At 69.9% G+C, this 21552-nt stretch carries 18 protein-coding genes; all 18 read left to right on the forward strand.

Going from position 1 to position 21552, the window contains the following annotated elements:
• The first annotated feature begins 45 nt into the window (after positions 1–45).
• The 18 genes from pyrH to kdsA all read left to right on the forward strand — a co-directional run bounded on the left by pyrH (position 46) and on the right by kdsA (position 21532).
• The gene (gene pyrH, locus ACEZHJ_RS12445; RefSeq protein ID WP_163140797.1) at positions 46–765 is read left to right on the forward strand and encodes a UMP kinase; all 720 of its coding nucleotides are present in this window, start codon (positions 46–48) and stop codon (positions 763–765) included.
• A gap of 4 nt (positions 766–769) precedes the next feature.
• Positions 770–1327 carry a ribosome recycling factor gene (frr, locus tag ACEZHJ_RS12450; protein WP_163140795.1) on the forward strand — a complete coding sequence of 186 codons (558 nt, stop codon included), beginning with the start codon at positions 770–772 and terminating at the stop codon, positions 1325–1327.
• Between the two features lie 115 nt (positions 1328–1442).
• Positions 1443–2216 (forward strand): polyprenyl diphosphate synthase, encoded by a 774-nt coding sequence (uppS, locus tag ACEZHJ_RS12455; RefSeq protein WP_163140792.1) that lies wholly within the window; start codon positions 1443–1445, stop codon positions 2214–2216.
• Positions 2209–3057 carry a phosphatidate cytidylyltransferase gene (locus ACEZHJ_RS12460; RefSeq protein ID WP_163140789.1) on the forward strand — a complete coding sequence of 283 codons (849 nt, stop codon included), beginning with the start codon at positions 2209–2211 and terminating at the stop codon, positions 3055–3057. Before uppS ends, ACEZHJ_RS12460 begins: the two co-directional genes overlap by 8 nt.
• On the forward strand, positions 3050–4237 hold the full coding sequence (locus ACEZHJ_RS12465; protein WP_375036564.1) for a 1-deoxy-D-xylulose-5-phosphate reductoisomerase: 1188 nt from the start codon (positions 3050–3052) through the stop codon (positions 4235–4237). Before ACEZHJ_RS12460 ends, ACEZHJ_RS12465 begins: the two co-directional genes overlap by 8 nt.
• Positions 4234–5601: an RIP metalloprotease RseP gene (gene rseP / locus ACEZHJ_RS12470; protein WP_163140787.1), complete on the forward strand. Its 1368-nt coding sequence runs from the start codon at positions 4234–4236 to the stop codon at positions 5599–5601. Before ACEZHJ_RS12465 ends, rseP begins: the two co-directional genes overlap by 4 nt.
• 18 nt (positions 5602–5619) lie before the next feature.
• Positions 5620–7896 (forward strand): outer membrane protein assembly factor BamA, encoded by a 2277-nt coding sequence (gene bamA / locus ACEZHJ_RS12475; protein WP_375036565.1) that lies wholly within the window; start codon positions 5620–5622, stop codon positions 7894–7896.
• A 13-nt stretch (positions 7897–7909) separates the two neighbouring features.
• Positions 7910–8449 carry an OmpH family outer membrane protein gene (locus ACEZHJ_RS12480; protein WP_018718335.1) on the forward strand — a complete coding sequence of 180 codons (540 nt, stop codon included), beginning with the start codon at positions 7910–7912 and terminating at the stop codon, positions 8447–8449.
• Between the two features lie 42 nt (positions 8450–8491).
• Complete coding sequence (lpxD, locus tag ACEZHJ_RS12485) at positions 8492–9526, forward strand: UDP-3-O-(3-hydroxymyristoyl)glucosamine N-acyltransferase (RefSeq protein ID WP_018718336.1); 1035 nt, start codon at positions 8492–8494, stop codon at positions 9524–9526.
• A complete protein-coding gene (gene fabZ, locus ACEZHJ_RS12490) occupies positions 9523–9984 on the forward strand; it encodes a 3-hydroxyacyl-ACP dehydratase FabZ (RefSeq protein ID WP_018718337.1) in 462 nt (153 codons plus the stop codon). The genes lpxD and fabZ overlap by 4 nt, the downstream gene beginning before the upstream one ends.
• Positions 9981–10751, forward strand: coding sequence for an acyl-ACP--UDP-N-acetylglucosamine O-acyltransferase (gene lpxA / locus ACEZHJ_RS12495; RefSeq protein ID WP_163141468.1), 771 nt, complete (start codon positions 9981–9983; stop codon positions 10749–10751). The genes fabZ and lpxA overlap by 4 nt, the downstream gene beginning before the upstream one ends.
• Before the next feature lie 8 nt (positions 10752–10759).
• A complete protein-coding gene (gene lpxB / locus ACEZHJ_RS12500; RefSeq protein WP_375036566.1) occupies positions 10760–11899 on the forward strand; it encodes a lipid-A-disaccharide synthase in 1140 nt (379 codons plus the stop codon).
• Positions 11896–12525 carry a ribonuclease HII gene (locus tag ACEZHJ_RS12505; RefSeq protein WP_259202804.1) on the forward strand — a complete coding sequence of 210 codons (630 nt, stop codon included), beginning with the start codon at positions 11896–11898 and terminating at the stop codon, positions 12523–12525. Before lpxB ends, ACEZHJ_RS12505 begins: the two co-directional genes overlap by 4 nt.
• 48 nt (positions 12526–12573) lie before the next feature.
• A complete protein-coding gene (dnaE, locus tag ACEZHJ_RS12510; RefSeq protein WP_163141459.1) occupies positions 12574–16116 on the forward strand; it encodes a DNA polymerase III subunit alpha in 3543 nt (1180 codons plus the stop codon).
• 111 nt (positions 16117–16227) lie between these two features.
• A complete protein-coding gene (locus ACEZHJ_RS12515; protein ID WP_163141456.1) occupies positions 16228–17184 on the forward strand; it encodes an acetyl-CoA carboxylase carboxyltransferase subunit alpha in 957 nt (318 codons plus the stop codon).
• A gap of 4 nt (positions 17185–17188) precedes the next feature.
• Positions 17189–18475, forward strand: coding sequence for a tRNA lysidine(34) synthetase TilS (tilS, locus tag ACEZHJ_RS12520; protein ID WP_375036567.1), 1287 nt, complete (start codon positions 17189–17191; stop codon positions 18473–18475).
• Between the two features lie 540 nt (positions 18476–19015).
• Positions 19016–20683 (forward strand): CTP synthase, encoded by a 1668-nt coding sequence (locus tag ACEZHJ_RS12525; RefSeq protein ID WP_018718344.1) that lies wholly within the window; start codon positions 19016–19018, stop codon positions 20681–20683.
• 3 nt (positions 20684–20686) lie between these two features.
• Positions 20687–21532: a 3-deoxy-8-phosphooctulonate synthase gene (kdsA, locus tag ACEZHJ_RS12530; RefSeq protein WP_163143556.1), complete on the forward strand. Its 846-nt coding sequence runs from the start codon at positions 20687–20689 to the stop codon at positions 21530–21532.
• Positions 21533–21552 lie beyond the last annotated feature (20 nt).

A 21552-nucleotide genomic window follows, 5' to 3' on the forward strand; every position in this document is an offset into this window, starting at 1 on the left:
TCGCCGGCGCGCGCGAAGACCCACCCCCGTCATGGAGCCCGGATCATGAGCGAGCTACGATACCGCCGCATACTGGTCAAGATCAGCGGTGAAGGCCTTCTCGGCAACGAGGCCTACGGCATCGACCCGAAGGTCACCGAGAGGCTGGCCACCGAGATCAAGGAGCTCATCGCCCGGGGCGTACAGGTCGCCCTGGTCATCGGCGGGGGCAATATCTTCCGCGGCGCCGGCCTTGCGGCCGCCGGCATGGACCGCGTGACCGGCGACCACATGGGGATGCTGGCCACCGTGATGAACGCCCTCGCGCTCCAGGACGCCCTGGAGCGCGGCGGGGTGTTCTCGCGGGTGATGTCCGCGATCAAGATCAACCAGGTCTGCGAGGACTACATCCGGCGGCGCGCGATCCGGCACCTGGAGAAGGGCCGGGTGGTGATCTTCGCCGCCGGCACTGGCAACCCGTTCTTCACCACCGACTCGGCGGCGAGCCTCCGCGCGGTGGAGATCAACGCGGACATCATGCTCAAGGCGACCAAGGTGGACGGGGTCTACTCCGCCGACCCGGTGGAGGAGCCCTCCGCCATCCGCTACCGCCGCCTCACCTACGATGAGGTCATCGAGCGCAAGCTCAACGTCATGGACGCCACGGCCATCGTGATGTGCCGTGACCAGAGCATGCCCATCATGGTGTTCGACATCACGCGTGCCGGCGCCCTCGCCGACGCGGTCGAGGGCCGCGACATTGGCACGATCGTCGAAAGGGGATAGGACCATGATCGACGAGATCCGGAAAGACGCCGACCAGCGCATGGCCAAGAGCGTGGAGAATCTCAACCACGACTTCCACAAGATCCGCACCGGCCGTGCCCACACCAGTCTGCTCGACCACGTGACCGTCTCCTACTACGGCGCGCAGGTGCCGCTCAACCAGGTGGCCAACATCACCGCGAGCGACGCGCGCACGCTGGTGGTCACGCCCTACGAGAAGAACATGATCCAGCCGGTGGAGAAGGCGATCATGGAGTCCGACCTCGGGCTCACGCCGAACTCCGCCGGGGCGGTCATCCGCATCCCGCTGCCGCCGCTGACCGAGGAGCGGCGCAAGGATCTCATCAAGATCGTCCGCGGCGAGGCCGAGCAGGCCCGTGTGGCGGTCCGCAACATCCGCCGCGACGCGAACGCCGATCTCAAGTCCCTCGCCAAGGACAAGGAGATCACCGACGACGACCGCAAGCACGGCGAGGACGAGATCCAGAAGATCACCGACCGGCGCATCGCGGAGGTGGACGAGCTGCTGCGCGACAAGGAAGCGGAGCTCATGGAGATCTGATCCCCGGCTCGGGCGTCCCCGCCGACGCGGGCGACAGGATGCGGCCGCGGCCTCCGGCTGGCCGCCTTCCGCCGTTGCGGCGGCGCCGGCCGTCTTCCCGACCCGTGGAGATATAATGACAGCGGCAGACCGCGAATCCCACAAGCCGGGCCCCGACGACGGGGTCAAACCGCGGCACATCGCCATCATCATGGACGGCAACGGGCGCTGGGCCGCCGGGCGTGGGCGCCCGCGGCACCAGGGCCACCGTGCCGGTGCCGAGGCCGCACGCCGAACGGTGGAATACTGCCTTGACCGGGGGATTCCCTGCCTGACCCTGTTCGCCTTCAGTAGCGAGAACTGGCGCCGCCCGCCGGGCGAAGTGCGCATGCTCATGGAGCTGTTCCTGCGCGCACTGGAGCGCGAGACGGGACGTCTTGCCGAGAATGGCGTGCGCCTGCGCTTCATCGGCGATCACGAGCGCCTTGCCGGGGCGCTTCGCGAACGCATGGCGGACGCGGCGCGGCGTACCGCCGGCAACGAGGCGCTGACCGTCAACGTCGCTGTCGGCTACGGCGGGCGCTGGGACATCGCCCGCGCCGCGCACCGCCTCGCTGCCCGTGTGGCCGAGGGCAGCCTGGACGCCGACGCTGTCGACGAACGGACACTGGCCGGCGAGCTCTGCCTCGCCGACCTGCCTGAGCCGGACCTGTTCATCCGCACCGGCGGCGAGCGGCGTATCAGCAACTTCCTCATCTGGCAGCTTGCCTATACCGAACTCTACTTCTGCGACGTGCTCTGGCCGGATTTCGGCGCGGATGCCCTGGACGAGGCGCTGGCATGGTTCCGCGGCCGTCAGCGGCGTTTCGGCATGACCGCCGAGCAGCTGGGATCTGACGGCCGTGCTTAGGACGCGCGTGCTCACCGCCGTGATCCTGGCCCCCCTGGCCGTCTGGCTGGTGTGGGGGGCACCGTCCTGGGTGCTCGGGGTCGCGGTGATCGCGGTCATGACGGCGGCCGGCTGGGAGTGGTCCCGGCTTGCCGGGCTGACGACGTGCCGTGGCCGGGCGCTATACACCCTCGCCTGTGCGCTCGCCTGCGGACTCGCGTGGTGGGCCTCGGCAGTGATTACCCGGGGCGGCGTGCTCGCCGGTATCACCCTTGCCTGGTGGGCCCTGCCCGTCGCCCGGCTCACCGCGTTCGCGCGCAGTGGCGGACGGCTGCCGCCGCACGACGGGCTCGACGCGATTGCCGGCGTGGCGACCCTGGCCGCGGCGTGTGGCGCGATCATGGTGGTCGAGATCCAGACCACGGCGGCCCCGGTCTGGCTCACGGTGTTGCTGGTGCTGGTCTGGGGCGGCGATATCGGCGGCTATTTCGCCGGGCGCCGGTGGGGGCGCCGGCGGCTCGCCCCGACGATCAGCCCGGGGAAGACCTGGGCCGGCGTGGGCGGGGGGCTGGTGCTGGGCCTGGCCGCCGCGGCGCTCGTTGCGCTGCTGGGTGACTGGATCCCCGGCGAGGGCCGGCTGCCGTTCTCGCCCTGGCTGCCCGTGGCGGGGGTGGTGACGATCGCCCTGAGCATTGTCGGCGATCTCTTCGAGAGCATGCTCAAGCGCCAGCGCGGCCTGAAAGACAGCGGCCAGATGCTGCCCGGTCACGGGGGACTGCTCGACCGGATCGATGCGCTGCTCGCGGCGGCACCGGTGGTGGCGGTGGCGGCCTTCGTGCTCGCCGGAGGCGCGCATGCGTGAGGTGACCGTTCTCGGTGCGACCGGATCCATCGGTACCAGCGTGCTCGATGTCGTTGACCGTCATCCGGAGCGTTTCCACGTACATACGCTCACTGCCTCGCGTAATGTCGAGGCGATGGCGGCGCTGTGCCGGCATCATTGTCCCGAGGTCGCGGTCATGGCCGATCCGCAGGCGGCCCGGGCCCTGTCCCGGGCCTTGGGCGACGGCCCCGGTGCGCCGGCCGTGCTCGCCGGCGAGGCCGGGCTGGTGGCCGCGGTCCGGGATGGCCCGGCGGATACGGTGGTCTCGGCGATCGTCGGTGCCGCGGGGCTCGCGCCCACCGTGGCGGCCGTCGAGCGGGGCTGCCGGGTGCTGCTTGCCAACAAGGAGTCCCTGGTGGTGGCCGGTCCGCTGCTGCTGGAGGCGGCGCGCCGGGGTGGTGCAGAGCTGCTGCCGGTGGACAGTGAGCACAACGCCATCTATCAGTGCCTGCCGCCGTCGTATGGCCACGACGGCGCGGCCGGCAGCGGGGTCCGGCGGGTGCTGCTGACCGCCTCCGGGGGGCCGTTCCGCACCCGGGACCCGGCGAGCCTGTCGCGGGTGACGCCGGAGGAGGCCTGCGCCCATCCCAACTGGGATATGGGGCGCAAGATCTCGGTGGATTCCGCAACCATGATGAACAAGGGCCTGGAGTACATCGAGGCCTGTCTGCTCTTCGGTCTGGAACCGTCGGCGGTGGAAGTGGTCATTCACCCACAGAGCGTGGTGCACTCCCTGGTGGAGTACGTCGACGGCTCCGTGCTGGCACAGCTCGGCAATCCCGACATGCGTACCCCCATCGCCCACGCCCTGGCCGCGCCGGAGCGGATCGCCGCCGGGGTGACGCCGCTGGATCTCTTCGCCGTCGCCCGGCTGGAGTTCGAGCCGCCGGAGCCGGCGCGCTTTCCCTGCCTCGGCCTGGCCGTGGCGGCGCTGCGCGAGGGCGGCTCGGCCCCGGCGGTGCTCAACGCGGCCAACGAGGTCGCCGTGGCGGCGTTTCTGGGCCGCCGGCTCGGCTTCATGGCGATCGCGGACGTGGTCGAGTCGACCCTGGCCGCGGTGCCGGCGGAGCCGGTGACCTCGCTCGAACAGGTAATGGCGGCGGACGCGCGTGCGCGCCGCGCCGCCGAGGCGACTATCGACCGTGGAGGGCGCCGATGAGCGTGCTCACCAGTATCATTGCCTTCGCCGTGGCCCTGGGCCTGCTGGTCACGGTTCACGAGTTCGGTCACTTCTGGGTGGCGCGGCGCCTCGGGGTCAAGGTGCTGCGCTTCTCTGTGGGCTTCGGCCGCATCGTCTGGCGCCGCCAGGGCCATGACGGCACGGAGTACGCGATCTCGGCGATACCGCTGGGCGGCTACGTCAAGATGCTCGACGAGCGCGAGGGCGACGTTCCCGAGCAGGAGCGTCACCGGGCGTTCAATCGCCAGCCGCTGTGGGTGCGCAACGCCATCCTCTTCGCCGGGCCGGGGTTCAACTTCATCTTCGCCGTGCTCGCCTACTGGGCGATCTTCGTGACCGGCACTACGGCGATGAAGCCGGTGATCGGCCAGGTCGAGCCGGACACGCCCGCCGCCGCGGCGGGCCTGCAGTCCGGCGAGCGCATCGTCGCCGTGGGCGGCGAGGATACCCGCACCTGGGACGACGTGCTCATGCAGATCCTCTCCCTGGGGCCCGGCAACCCGGACCTGGCGGTGACCACGGTGGCCGGCGAGGACGGCCCGCGCCGGAGTCACAGCCTGGACGTCGCGGCGATCGGTCCGGTGGGGGAGAATCCGGATATCCTCGCCGCGCTGGGCATGCAGCCCTGGCGCCCGCGTATCGAGCCCGTGATCGACTCGGTCATGCCGGATGGTCCCGCCGCGGGTGCCGGGCTGCAGCCGGGCGACCGCATCGAGGCGGTCGACGGCACGCCCATGCCGGACTGGGCAAGGCTGGTCGATTATGTCCGCGCCCGGCCCGGCGAGTCCGTGACGCTGTCGGTCGAGCGCGACGGCGAACCCCGGGAGGTGGCGGTGACGCTGGCCCAGGTCGACTCCGCCCAGGGCCCGATCGGCCGCCTCGGGGTATCGCCGCGTTTCGACCGCAGCTCGCTCGAGCGCATGCAGCAGACGATCCAGTACGGCCCGCTGGCCGCCGTGGGTGTCGCGGCGGGGGAGACGTGGCGTGCGAGCGCGCTCACCGTGAAGATGCTCGGGCAGATGATCACCGGGGAGGCCTCGGTGAAGAACTTGAGCGGGCCCATCAATATCGCTCAGTATGCGGGGCAATCCGCTCAGCTGGGTGTGGTACCGTTTCTGCGGTTTCTCGCCATCGTGAGCATCAGCCTGGGGGTGCTGAACCTGCTGCCGGTGCCGGTGCTCGACGGGGGGCACCTGATGTTCAATGCGCTCGAATGGGTGCGGGGGCGGCCGCTGTCGGAGGCCGCCCAGGCCGTCGGGCAGCAGGTGGGGCTCGCGCTGCTCGGGCTGCTGATGGCGGTGGCCTTCTACAACGACATTGCCCGATTGTTCGGGCCGAGCTGATAGGGAATCGACGAGCGAATGCGTAAATCGCTACTTGCACTGGCGCTTGCCGCGGTGATGGGGCAGGCGGCCGCCATGGAGCCGTTCCAGGTGGACGACATTCGCGTCGAGGGATTGCGTCGCATCTCGGCGGGTACCGTGTTCAATTACCTGCCCGTCCAGGTGGGGGACCGGGTGACCGGCTCGCAGGCCGCCTCGGCCATCCGCTCGCTCTACGACACCGGCTTCTTCCAGGACGTGACGCTGCGCCGTGACGGCAACGTCCTCGTCGTCGACGTCGCGGAACGCCCCGCCATCGCGCGTATCGAGCTCCACGGCAACAATGAGATGGGCGACGACGACCTGCTCAAGGCCCTGGAGGGCGCCGGGCTGGCCAAGGGCAAGACCCTGGACCGGTCGCTGCTCACCCAGGTGCAGCGCGAGCTGCGCCAGCAGTACTTCTCCCTCGGCTATTACGACGTCGAGGTCGAGAGCACCGTCTCGCCACTGCCGCGCAACCGCGTTAGCGTCCGCCTGGACGTGAAGGAGGGGGAACCCGCGGCGGTCCAGGAGATCCAGTTCGTCGGCAATTCCGCCTTCGACGACGACACCCTGCGCGATACCTTCGAGATGGGGCCGGTGCCGTGGTACCGCTTCTTCTCGGACGCCGACCGGTACTCGCGTCAGCGTCTCGCCGGCGACCTCGAGCGTCTGCGCTCCTACTACCAGGATCGCGGATTCGTGAACTTCACCATTACCTCGACCCAGGTCTCCATCAGCCCGGACCGGCGGCGCATCCACGTCACGGTCAACCTCGACGAGGGCGAGCAGTTCCGCGTCGGCGAGGTGAAACTCGCCGGTGACCTGATCTACCCGGAGGAGACGCTGCGCAAGCTTGTCGAGCTCAAGCCCGGGGCGCTCTATTCCCGTTCCCAGGTCGTCTCCACCGCGGAGGCGCTGCGGGACAAGCTCGGTGAGCGCGGCTACGCCTTCGCGAACATCAACCCGGTGCCGGAGGTCAACGAGGACGAGGGCACGGTGGATGTCACCATCTATGTTGATCCGGCCGAGCGGGTATACGTCCGCCAGATCAACATCAGCGGCAACGAGACCACCCGGGACAACGTCATCCGCCGTGAGCTGCGTCAGTACGAGGGCGCCTGGCTGTCCACCGAGGACGTCTCCGAGTCCCGCAACCGTCTCAACCGCCTCGGTTTCTTCGACGACGTCTCGATCGAGACGCCGCGGGTGTCCGGCAGTCGCGACCAGGTGGATGTCGACGTGTCCGTCAAGGAGCGCCTGTCCGGCAGCATCAAGGCCGGTATCGGCTACGGCACGTCCCAGGGGCTGCTGCTGAACTTCGGCGTTCAGCAGGACAACGTCTTCGGTTCCGGCGACCGGCTGGCGTTCAATGCCAATAACGACAGCTCCAACACCGTCTATCGCCTGTCGTACCTCGACCGTTTCTACACGACCTCCGGCATCGACCGGAATGTCAGCCTCGCCTATCGCGATACCGACGCCAGCGAGGCGGACCTCTCCGATTACGGTGTCAAGAGCATCACCGGCACCTACGGGTATAACCTGCCGGTGTCGAGCAACGACACCATCGGCGCGGACCTGGAGGTCGAGAACCTGGATCTGACCCTCAACGACGAGCCCACGGATATCCAGCAGTCCTTCGTCAATGACTACGGCAAGCAGAACACCACCTACCGGGTGGCGCTTTCGTGGACCCACGACACGCGCAATCGCGCAGTCTTCCCCTCCGAGGGCAGTCAGCAGACCGCGAGCCTGACCGCGGCGATCCCCGGCAGCGAGCTCGAGTACTACAAGGCCAGCTACAGCCATCGTCGTTACCAGGCCCTTGCCGACTGGCTCACCCTGGCCCTGGAGGGCTCGGTGGCGTACGGCGATGGCTACGGTACGAACAGCCGGCTCCCGTTCTTCGAGAACTATTTCGCCGGTGGCATATCCACCGTCCGCGGCTTCGACGGCAACTCGCTGGGCCCGCGGGACGAGAACGACGATCCCATCGGCGGCAACGCCCGGGTGCTGGGTACCGCGGAGCTGCGTTTCCCGCCGCCCGGCAGCGAGGACAGCAGCTTCCGGTTCACCACGTTCGTGGACGCGGGTCAGGTGTATTACACCTATGACGAGAATGTGGACCTCGGGAACCTGCGCTATTCGGCGGGTCTCGGCATGATCTGGTATTCGCCGCTGGGACCGCTGACGATGAGCGTGGCGCGGCCGCTTAATGAAGAGTCCAATGATGATAAGCAGTTCTTCCAGTTCTCTCTGGGCACGTTCTTCTAGGCCGGCGCCGGCCATGCGGCACCGCCGTGTGACGGGCGCGGTACTGGTCACGGCGCTTGCCGCCGGGCTGGCGTTCGCGCTGCCGGCGGGGGCGGCGGAGATCAAGATCGGGTTCGTCAATCCGGCCAAGGTCTCCAACAACGCCCCGCAGGCGGATGCGGCCCGGCGCAAGCTCGAGAAGGAGTTTGCGCCCCGCGACCAGGAGATCGTGTCGATGCAGGAGAAGCTCCGTTCGCTGGAGCAGCGCCTGCAGGACAACGCCTCGATGAGCGAGTCGGACCGCCAGTCGCTGCAGCGACAGATCGTCTCGTTGCGCCGTGATATCCAGCGCACCCAGGAGGCGTTCCGCGAGGACTTCAACATGCGTCGCAACGAGGAGCTCGGCGAGCTCCAGCGGCGCATCCTCCAGACGGTGAGCGACTACGCCAAGCGTCAGGACTACGACCTGGTCGTCAGTGACGGTGTGATCTACGCCAGCGACGCGGTGGATATCACGGACCGCATCATCGAGCGCCTCCGCAAGGAGTTCGAGCGCAACCAGCAGGGCGGATGACGCCGCCCGGGCAAAGGGACTTTCGTGAACGCGAGCAGCTCAATGACGCTCCGCGAGCTGGCCGAGGCGACCGGCTGCGGCCTGCGGGGCGACGGCGACATACGCATCGACCGGGTGGCGTCGCTGGGGAATGCCGGACCGGGGGCGATCGGCTTCTTCACCGGCGACCGCCACCGTGACGAGCTCGCGGATACGCGCGCCTCGGCGGTAATCCTGCGCGAGGATGCGGCGGGGCTGGTTTCCGCTGCGTTGATCGCCGACAATCCGCACCTGATGTTCGCGCGGGCGGCGCGGCTGCTGCACCCCGAGCGCGAACGGCCGGCGGGCATCCATCCGCAGGCCTGCGTGGCGCCGGAGGCACAGGTGGACGCCAGCGCCCATGTCGCCGCCGGTGCGGTGGTGGAGGCGGGCGCCGTGATCGGGCCGCGTTGCGTGATCGCGGCGAACGCCGTGGTCGGCGCGGCCAGTGTGCTCGGCGCGGACTGCCGGATCATGTCGGCGGCGGTGATCTACCCTGACTGCCGCCTCGGTGATCGCGTGATCGTGCACGGCGGCGCGGTGATCGGCGCCGATGGCTTCGGCTTCGCCCGCGACGGCGAGCGCTGGGAAAAGGTGCCCCAGTTGGGGCGGGTGATCCTCGGCGACGACGTCGAGATCGGCGCCAACTCCACCGTCGATCGCGGCGCGCTGGATGACACCGTCATCGCCGAGGGCGTGAAGATCGACAACCTCGTGCAGGTGGCGCACAACTGCCACGTGGGGGCGCATTCCGTGATGGCCGGCTGCTCCGCGGTGGCGGGCAGCACCCACATTGGCCGTGGGGTGACGGTGGCTGGGGGGGCCGGCATCAACGGGCACCTCCACATCGCCGACGGCACCGTGGTGATGGGCATGGCCCGCGTCACCCACGACATACGCAACGCGGACGTCTACGCGTCGGGCACGCCCATGGCTACGGCACGGGAGTGGCGCCGCAATGCAGCGCGTTTCAACCAGCTCGACGCCATGGCACGGCGCCTGCGCGAGCTAGAGCGGCGCCTGGCGGCGTCGGAACCGGACGAACGGAAGGACTCATGACACACAGCGACACTGCGGCGGGGATGGACTGCCACGAGATCAAGAACTACCTCCCGCACCGATATCCGTTCCTGCTCGTCGACCGGGTGCGCGAGTGCGTGCCCGGCGAGTCGATCGAGGCGATCAAGAACGTCACCGTCAACGAGCCCTTCTTCCAGGGCCACTTCCCGCAGCGCGCGGTGATGCCCGGAGTGCTCATCCTGGAGGCCCTGGCCCAGGCCTGCGGGCTGCTGGCATTCCGCACCCAGCAGGTCACGCCCGACGACTCCAAGCTCTTCTATCTCGTCGGCATCGACAAGGCGAAGTTCAAGCGCCCGGTGGAGCCCGGTGACTGCCTGACGCTGGAGGCGCGGTTCAACCGCAACATGCGCGGGATCTGGATGTTCGCCGTGGAGGCCCGGGTGGACGGTGCGGTCGCCGCCAGCGCCGAGATCCGCTGCACGATGAGGGAAGTGTGAGCGATATCCATCCCACGGCGGTGATCGATCCCTCGGCGCGTATCGCCGAGGGCGTGACGGTCGGGGCGTACAGCATCGTCGGTGCGGAGGTCAGCATCGATGCCGGGACCTGGGTCGGCCCCCACGTGGTGATCCATGGGCCGACGCGCATCGGCCGGGACAACCGCATCTTCCAGTTCGCCTCCGTCGGCGAGGAGCCCCAGGACAAGAAGTTCTCGGGCGAGCACTCGACCCTCGAGATCGGCCACGGCAATACGATCCGCGAGTTCGTCACCATCAACCGCGGCACCGGGGAGGGCGGCGGTGTCACCCGCGTGGGCGACGACAACTGGATCATGGCGTACTGCCACATCGCCCACGACTGCCTCATCGGCAGCCATACCATTTTCGCCAACAACGCCTCGCTCGCCGGCCACGTCGAGGTCGGGGACTTCGTCATACTCGGCGGCTATGCGCTGGTGCACCAGTTCTGCCGGCTCGGCACCCACGGCTTCCTCGCCTTTGGTGCCCATGTCGACCGGGACGTGCCGCCGTTCGTCATGGCCGCCGGCCAGCGGGCCACGCCCCGGGGCCTGAACGTGGAGGGTCTGCGCCGCCACGCCTTCTCCCGGGACGCCGTGCGCGCGCTCAAGGCCGCCTACCGGACGCTCTACCGCAAGGGCCTGCGCGCCGAGGATGCCGTTGCCGCCCTGGAGGGGGCTTCCGAGCCGGCGGTCGCGACCCTGGCCGGGTTCGTGCGCGACAGCCGCCGCGGCATCATCCGCTAGTGCCCGCCATGCAGCGCGTGGCGTTGGTGGCGGGCGAGCTCTCGGGGGACCTGCTCGGAGCCGGGCTGATGCGTGCGCTCGCACGCCGTCACCCCGGGGTCCGGTTCGAGGGCATCGGCGGCCCGGCGATGGCGGCGGAGGGGCTGGAGAGCCTCTATCCGCTGGAGACGCTCTCCGTGATGGGGCTGGTCGAGGTGCTGCGTCACCTGCCGCGGCTGCTTGCGGTGCGCCGGGACCTCGTCCGGCGCCTGAGTGCCGATCCGCCGGACGTGTTCATCGGCATCGATTCCCCGGACTTCAATCTCGGGCTCGCTCGCCGGCTGCGACAGCGCGGGGTGCGCACCGTGCACTACGTCAGTCCCTCGGTGTGGGCGTGGCGGCAGGGGCGCGTGCGCGGCATCGCCCGGTCGGTGGACCGCATGCTTACGCTGCTGCCCTTCGAGGCCGAGTTCTACCGGGCGCACGAGGTGCCGGTGAGCTTCGTCGGCCATCCGGCGGCGGACCGCTTCCCGATGGAGACCGATACTGCGGGCTACCGTGCGGCCCTCGGCGTGGACGCCGACGCCACCGTGCTCGCGGTGCTGCCGGGCAGCCGGATGGGGGAGCTCGAACGCCTGGGCACGCTGTTCGCACAGGCGGTGGAACGGCTGCGTCGGGCGCGCCCGGGACTCACCGTGCTCGCGCCCATGGCGACCCCGGCACTCGCGGCCCGTTTCCGGGAGGTACTGGACAAGGTCGGTGTCGCTGACGCCGTGCGTCTCGTCGAGGGCGACGCGGCGACCGTCATGGGGGCGGCGGATGTGGTGCTCACCGCCTCCGGCACGGCGACCCTGGAGGCCATGCTGCTCAAGCGCCCGATGGTCGTCGCCTACCGGGTCGCCCCGGCGACGGCCTGGCTGGTGCGCCGCCTCGGACTGGTGAGTACGCGGCATTTCTCGCTGCCCAACCTGCTCGCCGGGGAGGCCGTGGTGCCGGAGTACATCCAGGAGGCAGCGACGCCCGGGGCCCTGGCCGCCGCGGTGACCGGCTGGCTGGACGACCCGGCCGCCGCCGCGGCGCTCGGCGAGCGTTTCCGCGCCTTCCACGAGACGCTGTGCCGTGGCGCCGACGAGCGCGCGGCGGATGCCGTGGAGGCGACGCTGACATGAGTGCACAGGCGGGTTTCGAGTTTGCCCGGACCGCCGCCCGGCCCGCCGGCGTCGACGAGGTCGGCCGCGGCCCCCTCGCCGGACCGGTGGTGGCCGCCGCGGTGATCCTGCCGCCGGCGGGGATCGACGGCGTGGCCGACTCCAAGACCCTGTCCGCCCGGCGGCGGGAGGTGCTGGCCGAGCGCATCCGCGGCGAGGCCCTGGCCTGGGGGCTGGGCCGTGCCGAGGTCGGCGAGATCGACACGCTCAACATCCGCGAGGCGACCTTCCTCGCCATGCGTCGCGCCCTGGCGGCGCTGAGCCCGCCGGCGGATTTCGCCCTGGTGGACGGCCGCGAGTGCCCGCCGCTGGACTGCCCGGCGGAGCCGGTCGTCGGTGGCGACGCCGGCGTCCCCGCCATCGCTGCGGCCTCCATCCTCGCCAAGCAGGCGCGGGATGCGGAGATGGTGGCGCTGGAGGAGGCCCATCCCGGCTACGGCTTTGCCCGGCATAAGGGCTACGGCACCCGCGAGCATCTCGCCGCGCTGGCCCGGCTCGGGCCCTGTCCGCTGCACCGCCACTCGTTCCGCCCGGTCCGCGAGGCGGCGGAACGATTGGTCCGGGACACCACCGGCAGTACACTCTGAGGGGGCCCTGCGCCCCGCACGACATGCCCCAACGAGGTCGACCGACCGATGACTGCGCGCTTCGTACACCTGCACCTGCACACCGAGTTCTCGCTCATCGACGGCGTGGTCCGCATCAAGCCGCTGATGGAGGCCTGTGCGAACGCCGGTATGCCCGCGGTGGCCATCACCGACCAGGGCAATCTCTTCGGCATGGTGAAGTTCTACCAGGCGGCGCTGGCGGCCGGGGTGAAGCCGATCATCGGCGCGGACATCCGCATCGCTGATCCGGCGTCGCCGGAGGGACATGCCCGGGCGACGCTGCTGTGCGCCACGGACGCCGGCTACGGTTCGCTCACACGGCTGCTCACCGAGAGCTATCTCCACGGCCAGGACAGCGGCATCCCGCTGGTGGAGCGCGACTGGCTGGCGCGCTGGCCGGAGGGCCTGATCGTGCTCTCCGGCGGCCGCGAGGGCGACGTCGGACGTTCGCTGCTCGCCGGCCATGACGACGAGGCACGTGAGCGGCTGGCCTTCTGGCAGGAGCACTTCCCCGGGCGTTACTACCTGGAGCTCCAGCGCACCGGCCGCCCCGGTGACGAGGATCACGTCCACGCCGCGGTGGCCCTCGCCGCGGAGACCGGTACGCCGGTGGTGGCGACCAACGACGTGCGCTTCCTGGAGGTGGGGGACTTCGAGGCCCACGAGGCCCGGGTGTGTATCCACGACGGCCGGACCCTCGACGACAAGCGCCGGCCGCGGCACTACAGCCCGGAGCAGTACCTGCGCACGCCGGAGGAGATGGCCGAACAGTTCGCCGACATCCCCGAGGCCATCGAGAACACCGTCGAGATCGCCCGGCGCTGCAACCTGACGCTGACTCTCGATCAGAACGTCCTGCCGGAGTTCCCGGTGCCCGAGGGCATGAGCATCGACGAGTACCTCGCCGCCGAGGCGCGGCAGGGGCTCGAGCGGCGCCTGGAGCGGATCATCACCGCGGACGACCCGGACCCGGCGGCGACCCGGGAGCGCTACGAGTCGCGGCTGAGGCACGAGCTCGGCGTGATCGAGCAGATGGGTTTCCCCGGCTACTTCCTCATCGTCGCCGACTTCATCCGTTGGGCGAAGGAGAACGACATCCCGGTGGGGCCGGGGCGTGGCTCCGGTGCCGGCTCCCTGGTGGCCTACGCACTGGACATCACCGACCTCGACCCGCTGCGCTACGACCTGCTCTTCGAGCGCTTCCTCAACCCCGAGCGCGTGTCCATGCCCGACTTCGACGTCGACTTCTGCATGGAGAAGCGCGATGCGGTGATCGAGTACGTCGCCGAGAAGTACGGCCGCGACAAGGTCTCGCAGATCGCCACCCACGGCACTATGGCCGCGCGCGCGGTCGTGCGCGACGTCGGTCGCGTGCTCGGCCATCCCTACGGCTACGTGGACCGTATCGCCAAGCTCGTGCCCTTCGAGCTGGGCATGACCCTCGACAAGGCGCTGGAGCAGGAGGAGGACCTCCGGAACCTCTACAACGACGACGAGGAGGTCCAGACCCTCATCGACATGGCGCGCAAGCTCGAGGGCATGTCGCGCAACGTCGGCAAGCACGCCGGCGGCGTGGTGATTGCGCCCTCCGCGCTCACCGACTTCGCGCCGCTGTACTGCGAGCCCGGTGGCGGCGGTCTCGCCACCCAGTACGACAAGGACGACGTCGAGGCCGTGGGCCTGGTGAAGTTCGACTTCCTTGGCCTGCGCACGCTCACCATCATCGACTGGACGGTGAAGGCGGTGAACGCCATCCGCGCCGAGCGCGGCGAGGCGGCGCTGGACATCTCCGCCATCCCGCTGAACGACCGTGACAGCTTTGACCTGCTCAAGGCGTGCAAGACCACGGCGGTCTTCCAGCTCGAGTCCCGGGGCATGAAGGACCTCATCCGGCGGCTGCAGCCGGACAGTTTCGAGGACATCGTCGCGCTGGTGGCCCTGTTCCGCCCCGGCCCGCTGCAGTCCGGCATGGTCGAGGACTTCATCGACCGCAAGCACGGGCGCACGCCGGTGGCGTATCCCACCGCCGAGCTCCACCACGACGACCTGGAGCCGATCCTCAAGCCCACCTACGGTGTCATCCTCTACCAGGAGCAGGTCCAGCGTATCGCCCAGGTGCTCGCCGGCTACAGTCTCGGCGGTGCCGACCTGCTGCGCCGCGCCATGGGCAAGAAGAAGGCCTCCGAGATGGCCAAGCAGCGCGAGCTGTTCATGGCGGGGGCGACCGAGCGCGGCCTGTCCCACGACCACGCCGAGGCGATCTTCGACCTGATGGAGAAGTTCGCTGGCTACGGCTTCAACAAGTCCCACTCCGCCGCGTACGCGCTGCTCTCCTACCAGACCGCGTGGCTCAAGGCCCACGAGCCGGCGCCGTTCATGGCGGCGGTGCTGTCCTCGGACATGGATAACACCGACAAGGTGGTGACCTTCATCGAGGAGTGCCGCTCCATGGGCCTGTCCGTGGAGCCGCCGGACGTCAACCGCTCGGACTGGATGTTCCGTGCCCGCGACGACCGCACCATCGTCTACGGCCTGGGCGCGGTGAAGGGCGTCGGCCACGCCGCCATCGAGGGCCTGATCGCCGAGCGCGAGGCCAACGGCCCCTTCGAGGACCTCTTCGACCTGTGCGCCCGCGTCGACCTGCGGCGGCTGAACAAGCGCGTGATCGAGGCGCTGATCCGCTCCGGCAGCCTGGACAGCATCTGCGAGAACCGGGCGACGGCCATGCACTATCTCCCCGAGGCGCTGCAGGCCGCGGAGCAGACCAGCCGCAATGCCGCCACCGGCCAGGACGACCTCTTCGGCCTCGGCGGCTCCGGCGGTGACAGCGAGGCCGCGGTGGCCGTCCCGCGCCCGCCGCAGCCCGAATGGGAGGAGCAGGAGCGCCTCGCCGCGGAGAAGGAGATCCTGGGGCTCTACCTCACCGGCCACCCCATCGAGCAGTACGAGCCGGACATCCGCTCCTTCGTCACCGGCCGGCTCAACCAGCTGGCCACCGGCAACGGCGTCACCGCCACCGCTACCGGCAATGGCAACGGCGGCGGCCGGCGCCGCTCCGGGGAGAACCGCGTCACCGTGGCCGGGCTGCTGGTGGGCATGCGCGTGCGCGTGACGCAGTCCGGCGGGCGCCTGGCCGCACTCACCCTGGACGACCGCACCGCGCGGCTGGAGGCGGTGCTCTTCCCGGAGACCTACGAGCGCTTCCGCCACCTGCTGGTCAAGGATGCGCTGCTGGTGGTGCAGGGCGATCTCGGCTACGACGAGTTCAGTGACGGTTACCGTGTTTCCGCGGAGACGGTCATGGACATCGGCGAGGCCCGCGAGCGCTTCGCCCGCCGGCTGGTGCTCGGTGTCGACGCCGCCGGTGCCGGCAATGGCTTCGTGCCGGCCCTGCGCGACACCCTGAGCGCCTATCGCGACGGAAAATGCCCGGTTGTGGTGGACTACCACGGCAACGATGCCCGGGCCGCGATCCGGCTCGGCGAGCAGTGGCGCGTGCGGCCCACCGACGAGCTGCTCCGCCGTCTCGGCGGGCTGACGGGCGAGGGCGCCGTCCGCGTGGAGTATTGAGCCACGGTGCCGCAGGGCATGGCGATGCTGTGAATCGCCATGCCTCCGCCGCCGGCGCTGGCGTGTTATAGTCGTGCGCCTTGTGTCGGCAGTGTTGCGGAACGGGCAGCGATGAGTCTGAATTTTCTCGAATTCGAGCGTCCCATTGCAGAGCTCGAGGCCAAGATCGAGGAACTGCGCTACGTCGGCGACGACGCCGATGTGAACATCAGCGAGGAGATCGCGCGGCTCCAGGCGAAGAGCCGGCAGCTCACCGAGCAGATCTTCTCCAGCCTGACCCCCTGGCAGATCGCCCAGCTTGCCCGCCATCCGCAGCGCCCCTACACCCTCGACTACGCCGAGCGGCTGTTCACCGATTTCGAGGAGCTCCACGGCGACCGCAGCTTTGCCGACGACCCCGCCATCGTCGGCGGGCTCGCGCGCTATCGCGGCGAGCCGGTGATGGTGATCGGCCAGCAGAAGGGCCGCGACACCCGCGAGAAGATCCGCCGCAACTTCGGCATGCCGCGGCCGGAGGGCTACCGCAAGGCGGAGCGCCTCATGGAGATGGCCGAGCGTTTCCGCATGCCGGTGCTCACCTTCATCGACACCCCGGGGGCGTATCCCGGCGTGGACGCGGAGGAGCGTGGCCAGAGCGAGGCCATCGCCCACAACCTGCAGGTCATGTCGCGGCTGCGCACGCCCATCGTGTGCACCGTCATCGGCGAGGGTGGCTCCGGCGGCGCGCTTGCCATCGGCGTGGGCGATCGCGTGCTGATGCTCCAGTACAGCACCTACTCGGTGATCTCCCCGGAGGGCTGCGCCTCTATCCTGTGGAAGGACTCCGAGCAGGCCCCCGCCGCCGCCGAGGCCATGGGCATCAACGCCGAACGCCTGCGTGAGCTCGGCCTGGTGGACGAGGTGATCACCGAACCGCTGGGCGGCGTCCACCGCGACTGGAGCGCCGCCGCTCAGGCCCTCGACGGCGTGCTCCACGAGCAGCTCTCCACGCTGCGGGGGCTGTCCACCGAGGACCTGGTGGCGCAGCGCTACGAGCGGCTCATGGGGCTGGGCCGCTTCCGCGAGTGATCCCGTGATCCCGCTCGGGCCGGACGTCTTTGCCGAGGCGGTCCGCCGGCTCGTCGGGGATTGCCCCCTCTACCTGGCCGTCAGCGGCGGTCGTGACTCCATCGTCCTGCTGGACCTCGCCGCCCGTGCCGGCATCGCCGCCGGCGTGGTCCACGTCGACCACGGCCTGGCGACGCACAGCGCCGCCTGGGCCCGTTTCTGTGCGGCGGCGGCGGAACGCCGCGGGCTCGCCTTCCATAGTTGCCGCGTCGGGGTCGTGCCGGGCGGCGATCTCGAGGCCCGGGCCCGGGCCGCCCGCTACGACGCCTTCCAGCGCCTGCTCCCCGGGGGCGCGGTGGTGGCCACGGCCCACCACGCCGACGACCAGGCCGAGACCGTCCTGCTTCGACTGCTCCGCGGCAGCGGCGTCGAGGGTCTGACCGGGATCGCGCCGTCCCGGCCCCTCGGCCCGCTGACCCTGATCCGCCCCCTGCTGGCCTGGCCCCGGGAGGCCATCGACACCTACGCCCGGGCACGCGGACTGGAGTGGGTGGACGATCCGGACAACGCCGAGCTCACGCGGGATCGCAACTATCTCCGCCACACCGTCCTGCCGCAGCTCGCCGCGCGCTGGCCCGGCGTTGGTGCCCGCCTGGGACGCCTCGCCGGCCACGCGCGGGACGCCCGGGCGCTGGCGGCCTGGACCGCGGAGCGCCTGGGCCTCGGCGCGGGGCCGGCCCCCACGGCGGGACTCGCCGGTGCGCCCGATCCCGTCGCGCACGCCGCCCTCCGGGCGTGGCTGCGCGATGTCGGCATGCGTCCGCCGCCCGAGGCCCGCCTGCGCCAGGGGCTGCAGGACCTGCTGGCTGCCGCCGCGGACCGCGAGCCCGTCCTTGCCTGGGACGAGGGCGAGCTCCGCCGCCACCGTGACAGGCTGTTCCGCCTGCCGGCGCCGGTGCCCGACGGACCGGCGGGGCGGCTGGACTGGGAGGCGGCCGGGCATGGTCTCTCGCCGGAGATACGCGAGTCGCTGCGGTGTGGCGTCGCGGCACCGGGCGAGCGGCTGCGCCTCGTCTCCGGCGGGCCACGCCGGCGTGTCTCCGAGCTCTACCGTGAACGTGGCCTGGCCCCCTGGGAACGGCACTGGTGGCCGGTGCTGCGTCTCGACGACGTCCTCGTGGCGGTGCCGGGCATCGGCGTCGCCACGGAGTACGCCGTGCCCGCGGGCTGGTGGCCTGTCTGGCGCCCGGTGCTGCCCACCGGCACGGATGTCACCGCCGGCTGGGCGCTTATGGCGGGGGAAGGTGAGTGATTGGCGTCATTGACAGGGGGAGGCACCGGCGTAGATTGGCAGTGTAGCCGTGGCCGTGAGGGGGCAATCGAGGCCGCCCCGCGGTCACCGGGCGACCGGTAAACGCAGCGATACGCAGAGGGTGCCAGGGATGTGCCTCGAATCGCGTTGCCCGGGACGGGCGGCAGGTCCCGCCAACGGCCGCCGTCGTCACCGGTTGCCGCCTCCGTCATGGTATCCGGACCGGTGCGGAGGGGCCCCATGTCCATGAGCCGTTTCGTGATCGCCGTCGCGATTGCCGGTATCACCGTGGCCATGGTCGCGGGGGCGGCGCTGCTCGCGCTCTGAGACGGCCCTCTCCGGTGCCGGCGCCCGGGGGGATGGTGCGGACCGGCGGGAACGGCTGTCCGGTGGTCGATGCGTGCGCCGCACAACCGCCCGGCGCGCGGTGGCCCGCCGGGACGGGTCCGGATTGTCTGACCCCGGGGGTTCTGATAACTTTCCCGCCATTCCGGACCGGTTCGTGCCGGGCTCTTTCCTCCTCGGTTTTCGAAGGCTCTAATGACGCGATTTATCTTTATCACCGGCGGCGTCGTCTCCTCGCTCGGCAAGGGGATCGCGGCGGCCTCGCTGGGTAGCGTGCTGCAGGCCCGCGGGCTGTCGGTGACCATGGTGAAGCTCGATCCCTACATCAATGTGGACCCGGGCACCATGAGCCCCTTCCAGCACGGTGAGGTCTACGTCACCGATGACGGTGCCGAGACCGACCTGGACCTGGGGCACTACGAGCGCTTTCTGCGCACGCGCATGACGCGCAACAACAACTACACCACCGGCCGGATCTACGAATCGGTGATCCGCAAGGAGCGCCAGGGCGATTACCTCGGCGGCACCGTGCAGGTCATCCCGCACATCACCGACGAGATCAAGCGCAGCATCGAGCAGGGTGCGGACGCCGCGGACGTTGCGCTGGTCGAGATCGGTGGCACGGTGGGCGACATCGAGTCGCTGCCTTTCCTGGAGGCGATTCGCCAGATGGGCTCCGAGCTCGGCTCCGAGCGCTGCCTGTTCGTGCACCTTACCCTGGTGCCGTTCGTCGGCGCGGCGGGCGAGATGAAGACCAAGCCGACCCAGCACTCCGTCAAGGAGCTGCGCTCCATCGGTATCCAGCCGGATATCCTGCTGTGCCGGGCGGCCCGCCCGATCCCGGAGGAGGAGCGCCGCAAGATCGCACTGTTCACCAACGTCGCGCCGCCGGCGGTGATCTCGGTGCTCGACGTGGACAACATCTACAAGGTGCCCGAGGCCCTGCACGGCCAGGGGCTGGATAATATCGTCGCCGACAGGTTCGGCCTCGAGCTGCCGCCGGCCAACCTCTCCGACTGGCATCGGGTCGTGGACGTGATGGCCCACCCGGAGGGCGAGGTCACCATCGCCATGGTCGGCAAGTACACGAACCTCGCCGATGCGTACATGTCCCTCAACGAGGCGCTGCGTCACGCCACGGTGCAGACCCGCAACCGCGTGAACATCCGCTACGTGGACTCCGAGGAGATCGAGCGCGAGGGCACGGATATGCTCGCCGATGTCGATGCGGTGCTCGTACCCGGTGGCTTCGGCGAGCGCGGTGTCGAGGGCAAGATCGCCGCCGCGGGCTACGCCCGCACCCAGGGCATCCCGTATCTCGGCATCTGTCTGGGCATGCAGGTGGCGGTGATCGAGTTCGCGCGCAACGCCGCGGGCCTGGAAGGTGCGCACAGCACCGAGTTCCTCACTCACCCGCAGCACCCGGTGATCGGCCTGATCACCGAGTGGATGAACGAGGCCGGACTCACCGAGATGCGTGACGAGAACTCCGACCTCGGCGGCACCATGCGCCTAGGGGCGCAGTCGGTGCGCCTGCTGCGCGACTCGCTGATCCACGACATCTACGGCAAGGATGTCATCCGCGAGCGCCACCGCCACCGCTACGAGTTCAACAACCGCTACGCCCGGACCCTCGAGGAGGCGGGCCTGCGCCTGTCCGGCTGGTCCAGCCACAACGAGCTGGTGGAGTGCGTGGAGCTACCCTCACATCCGTGGTTCGTTGCATCCCAGTTCCACCCGGAGTTCACCTCCACGCCGAGGGACGGACATCCGCTGTTCACCAGCTTTATCCGCGCGGCGGCACGTCACCGCGACGCCCGCACCGCGGGTGCCGAGGCAGCGTCGGCGCACGGGGAGGTCTGAGATATGGCCGGTTTCGAGCTCTGCGGCTTCCCGGTCGGCCTGGACCGGCCGCTGTTTCTCATCGCCGGGCCCTGCGTGGTCGAGTCCGAGGCGATGGCGCTGGAGAGCGCGGCCGAGCTTAAGGCCATCACCGATGAGCTCGGCATCCCGTTCATCTACAAGTCCTCGTTCGACAAGGCCAACCGCTCCTCCCACGAGAGCTATCGCGGCCCGGGCATGGACGAGGGCCTGCGCATCCTCGCGCGGGTGCGCGAGGAGGTGGGCGTGCCGGTGCTTACCGATGTCCACGAGGATACCCCGCTCGAGGCCGTCGCCGGGGTGGTGGACGTGCTCCAGACGCCGGCGTTCCTGTGCCGGCAGACGAACTTCATCCAGCGCGTCGCCGACCAGGGCCTGCCCGTGAACATCAAGAAGGGCCAGTTCCTGGCGCCGTGGGACATGGCCAACGTGGTCTCCAAGGCCCGCGCCACCGGCAACGAGCGCATCATGGCCTGCGAGCGCGGCGTCTCCTTCGGCTACAACAACCTCATCTCGGACATGCGTGCGCTCGCGGTGATGCGCGACAGCGGGGCGCCGGTGGTCTTCGACGCGACCCACTCGGTCCAGCTCCCCGGCGGCCAGGGCAAGGCCTCCGGCGGCCAGCGGGAGTTCGTGCCGGTGCTCGCCCGCGCGGCGGTGGCCGCCGGCGTGGCGGGGGTGTTCATGGAGACCCACCCGGACCCGGAGCGTGCGCTCTCCGACGGACCCAACGCGTGGCCGCTGCCCCGCATGCGCGAGCTGCTGGTCACGCTTAAAGCACTGGACACGCAGGTCAAGGCGGACGGTTTCATCGAGTCCGACCTCGGCTGATACGTCCCAATCATCGAAAG

The sequence above is a fragment of the Arhodomonas sp. KWT2 genome (genome assembly GCF_041949875.1).
In the GTDB taxonomy this organism is placed as follows: Bacteria; Pseudomonadota; Gammaproteobacteria; order Nitrococcales; family Nitrococcaceae; genus Arhodomonas; species Arhodomonas aquaeolei.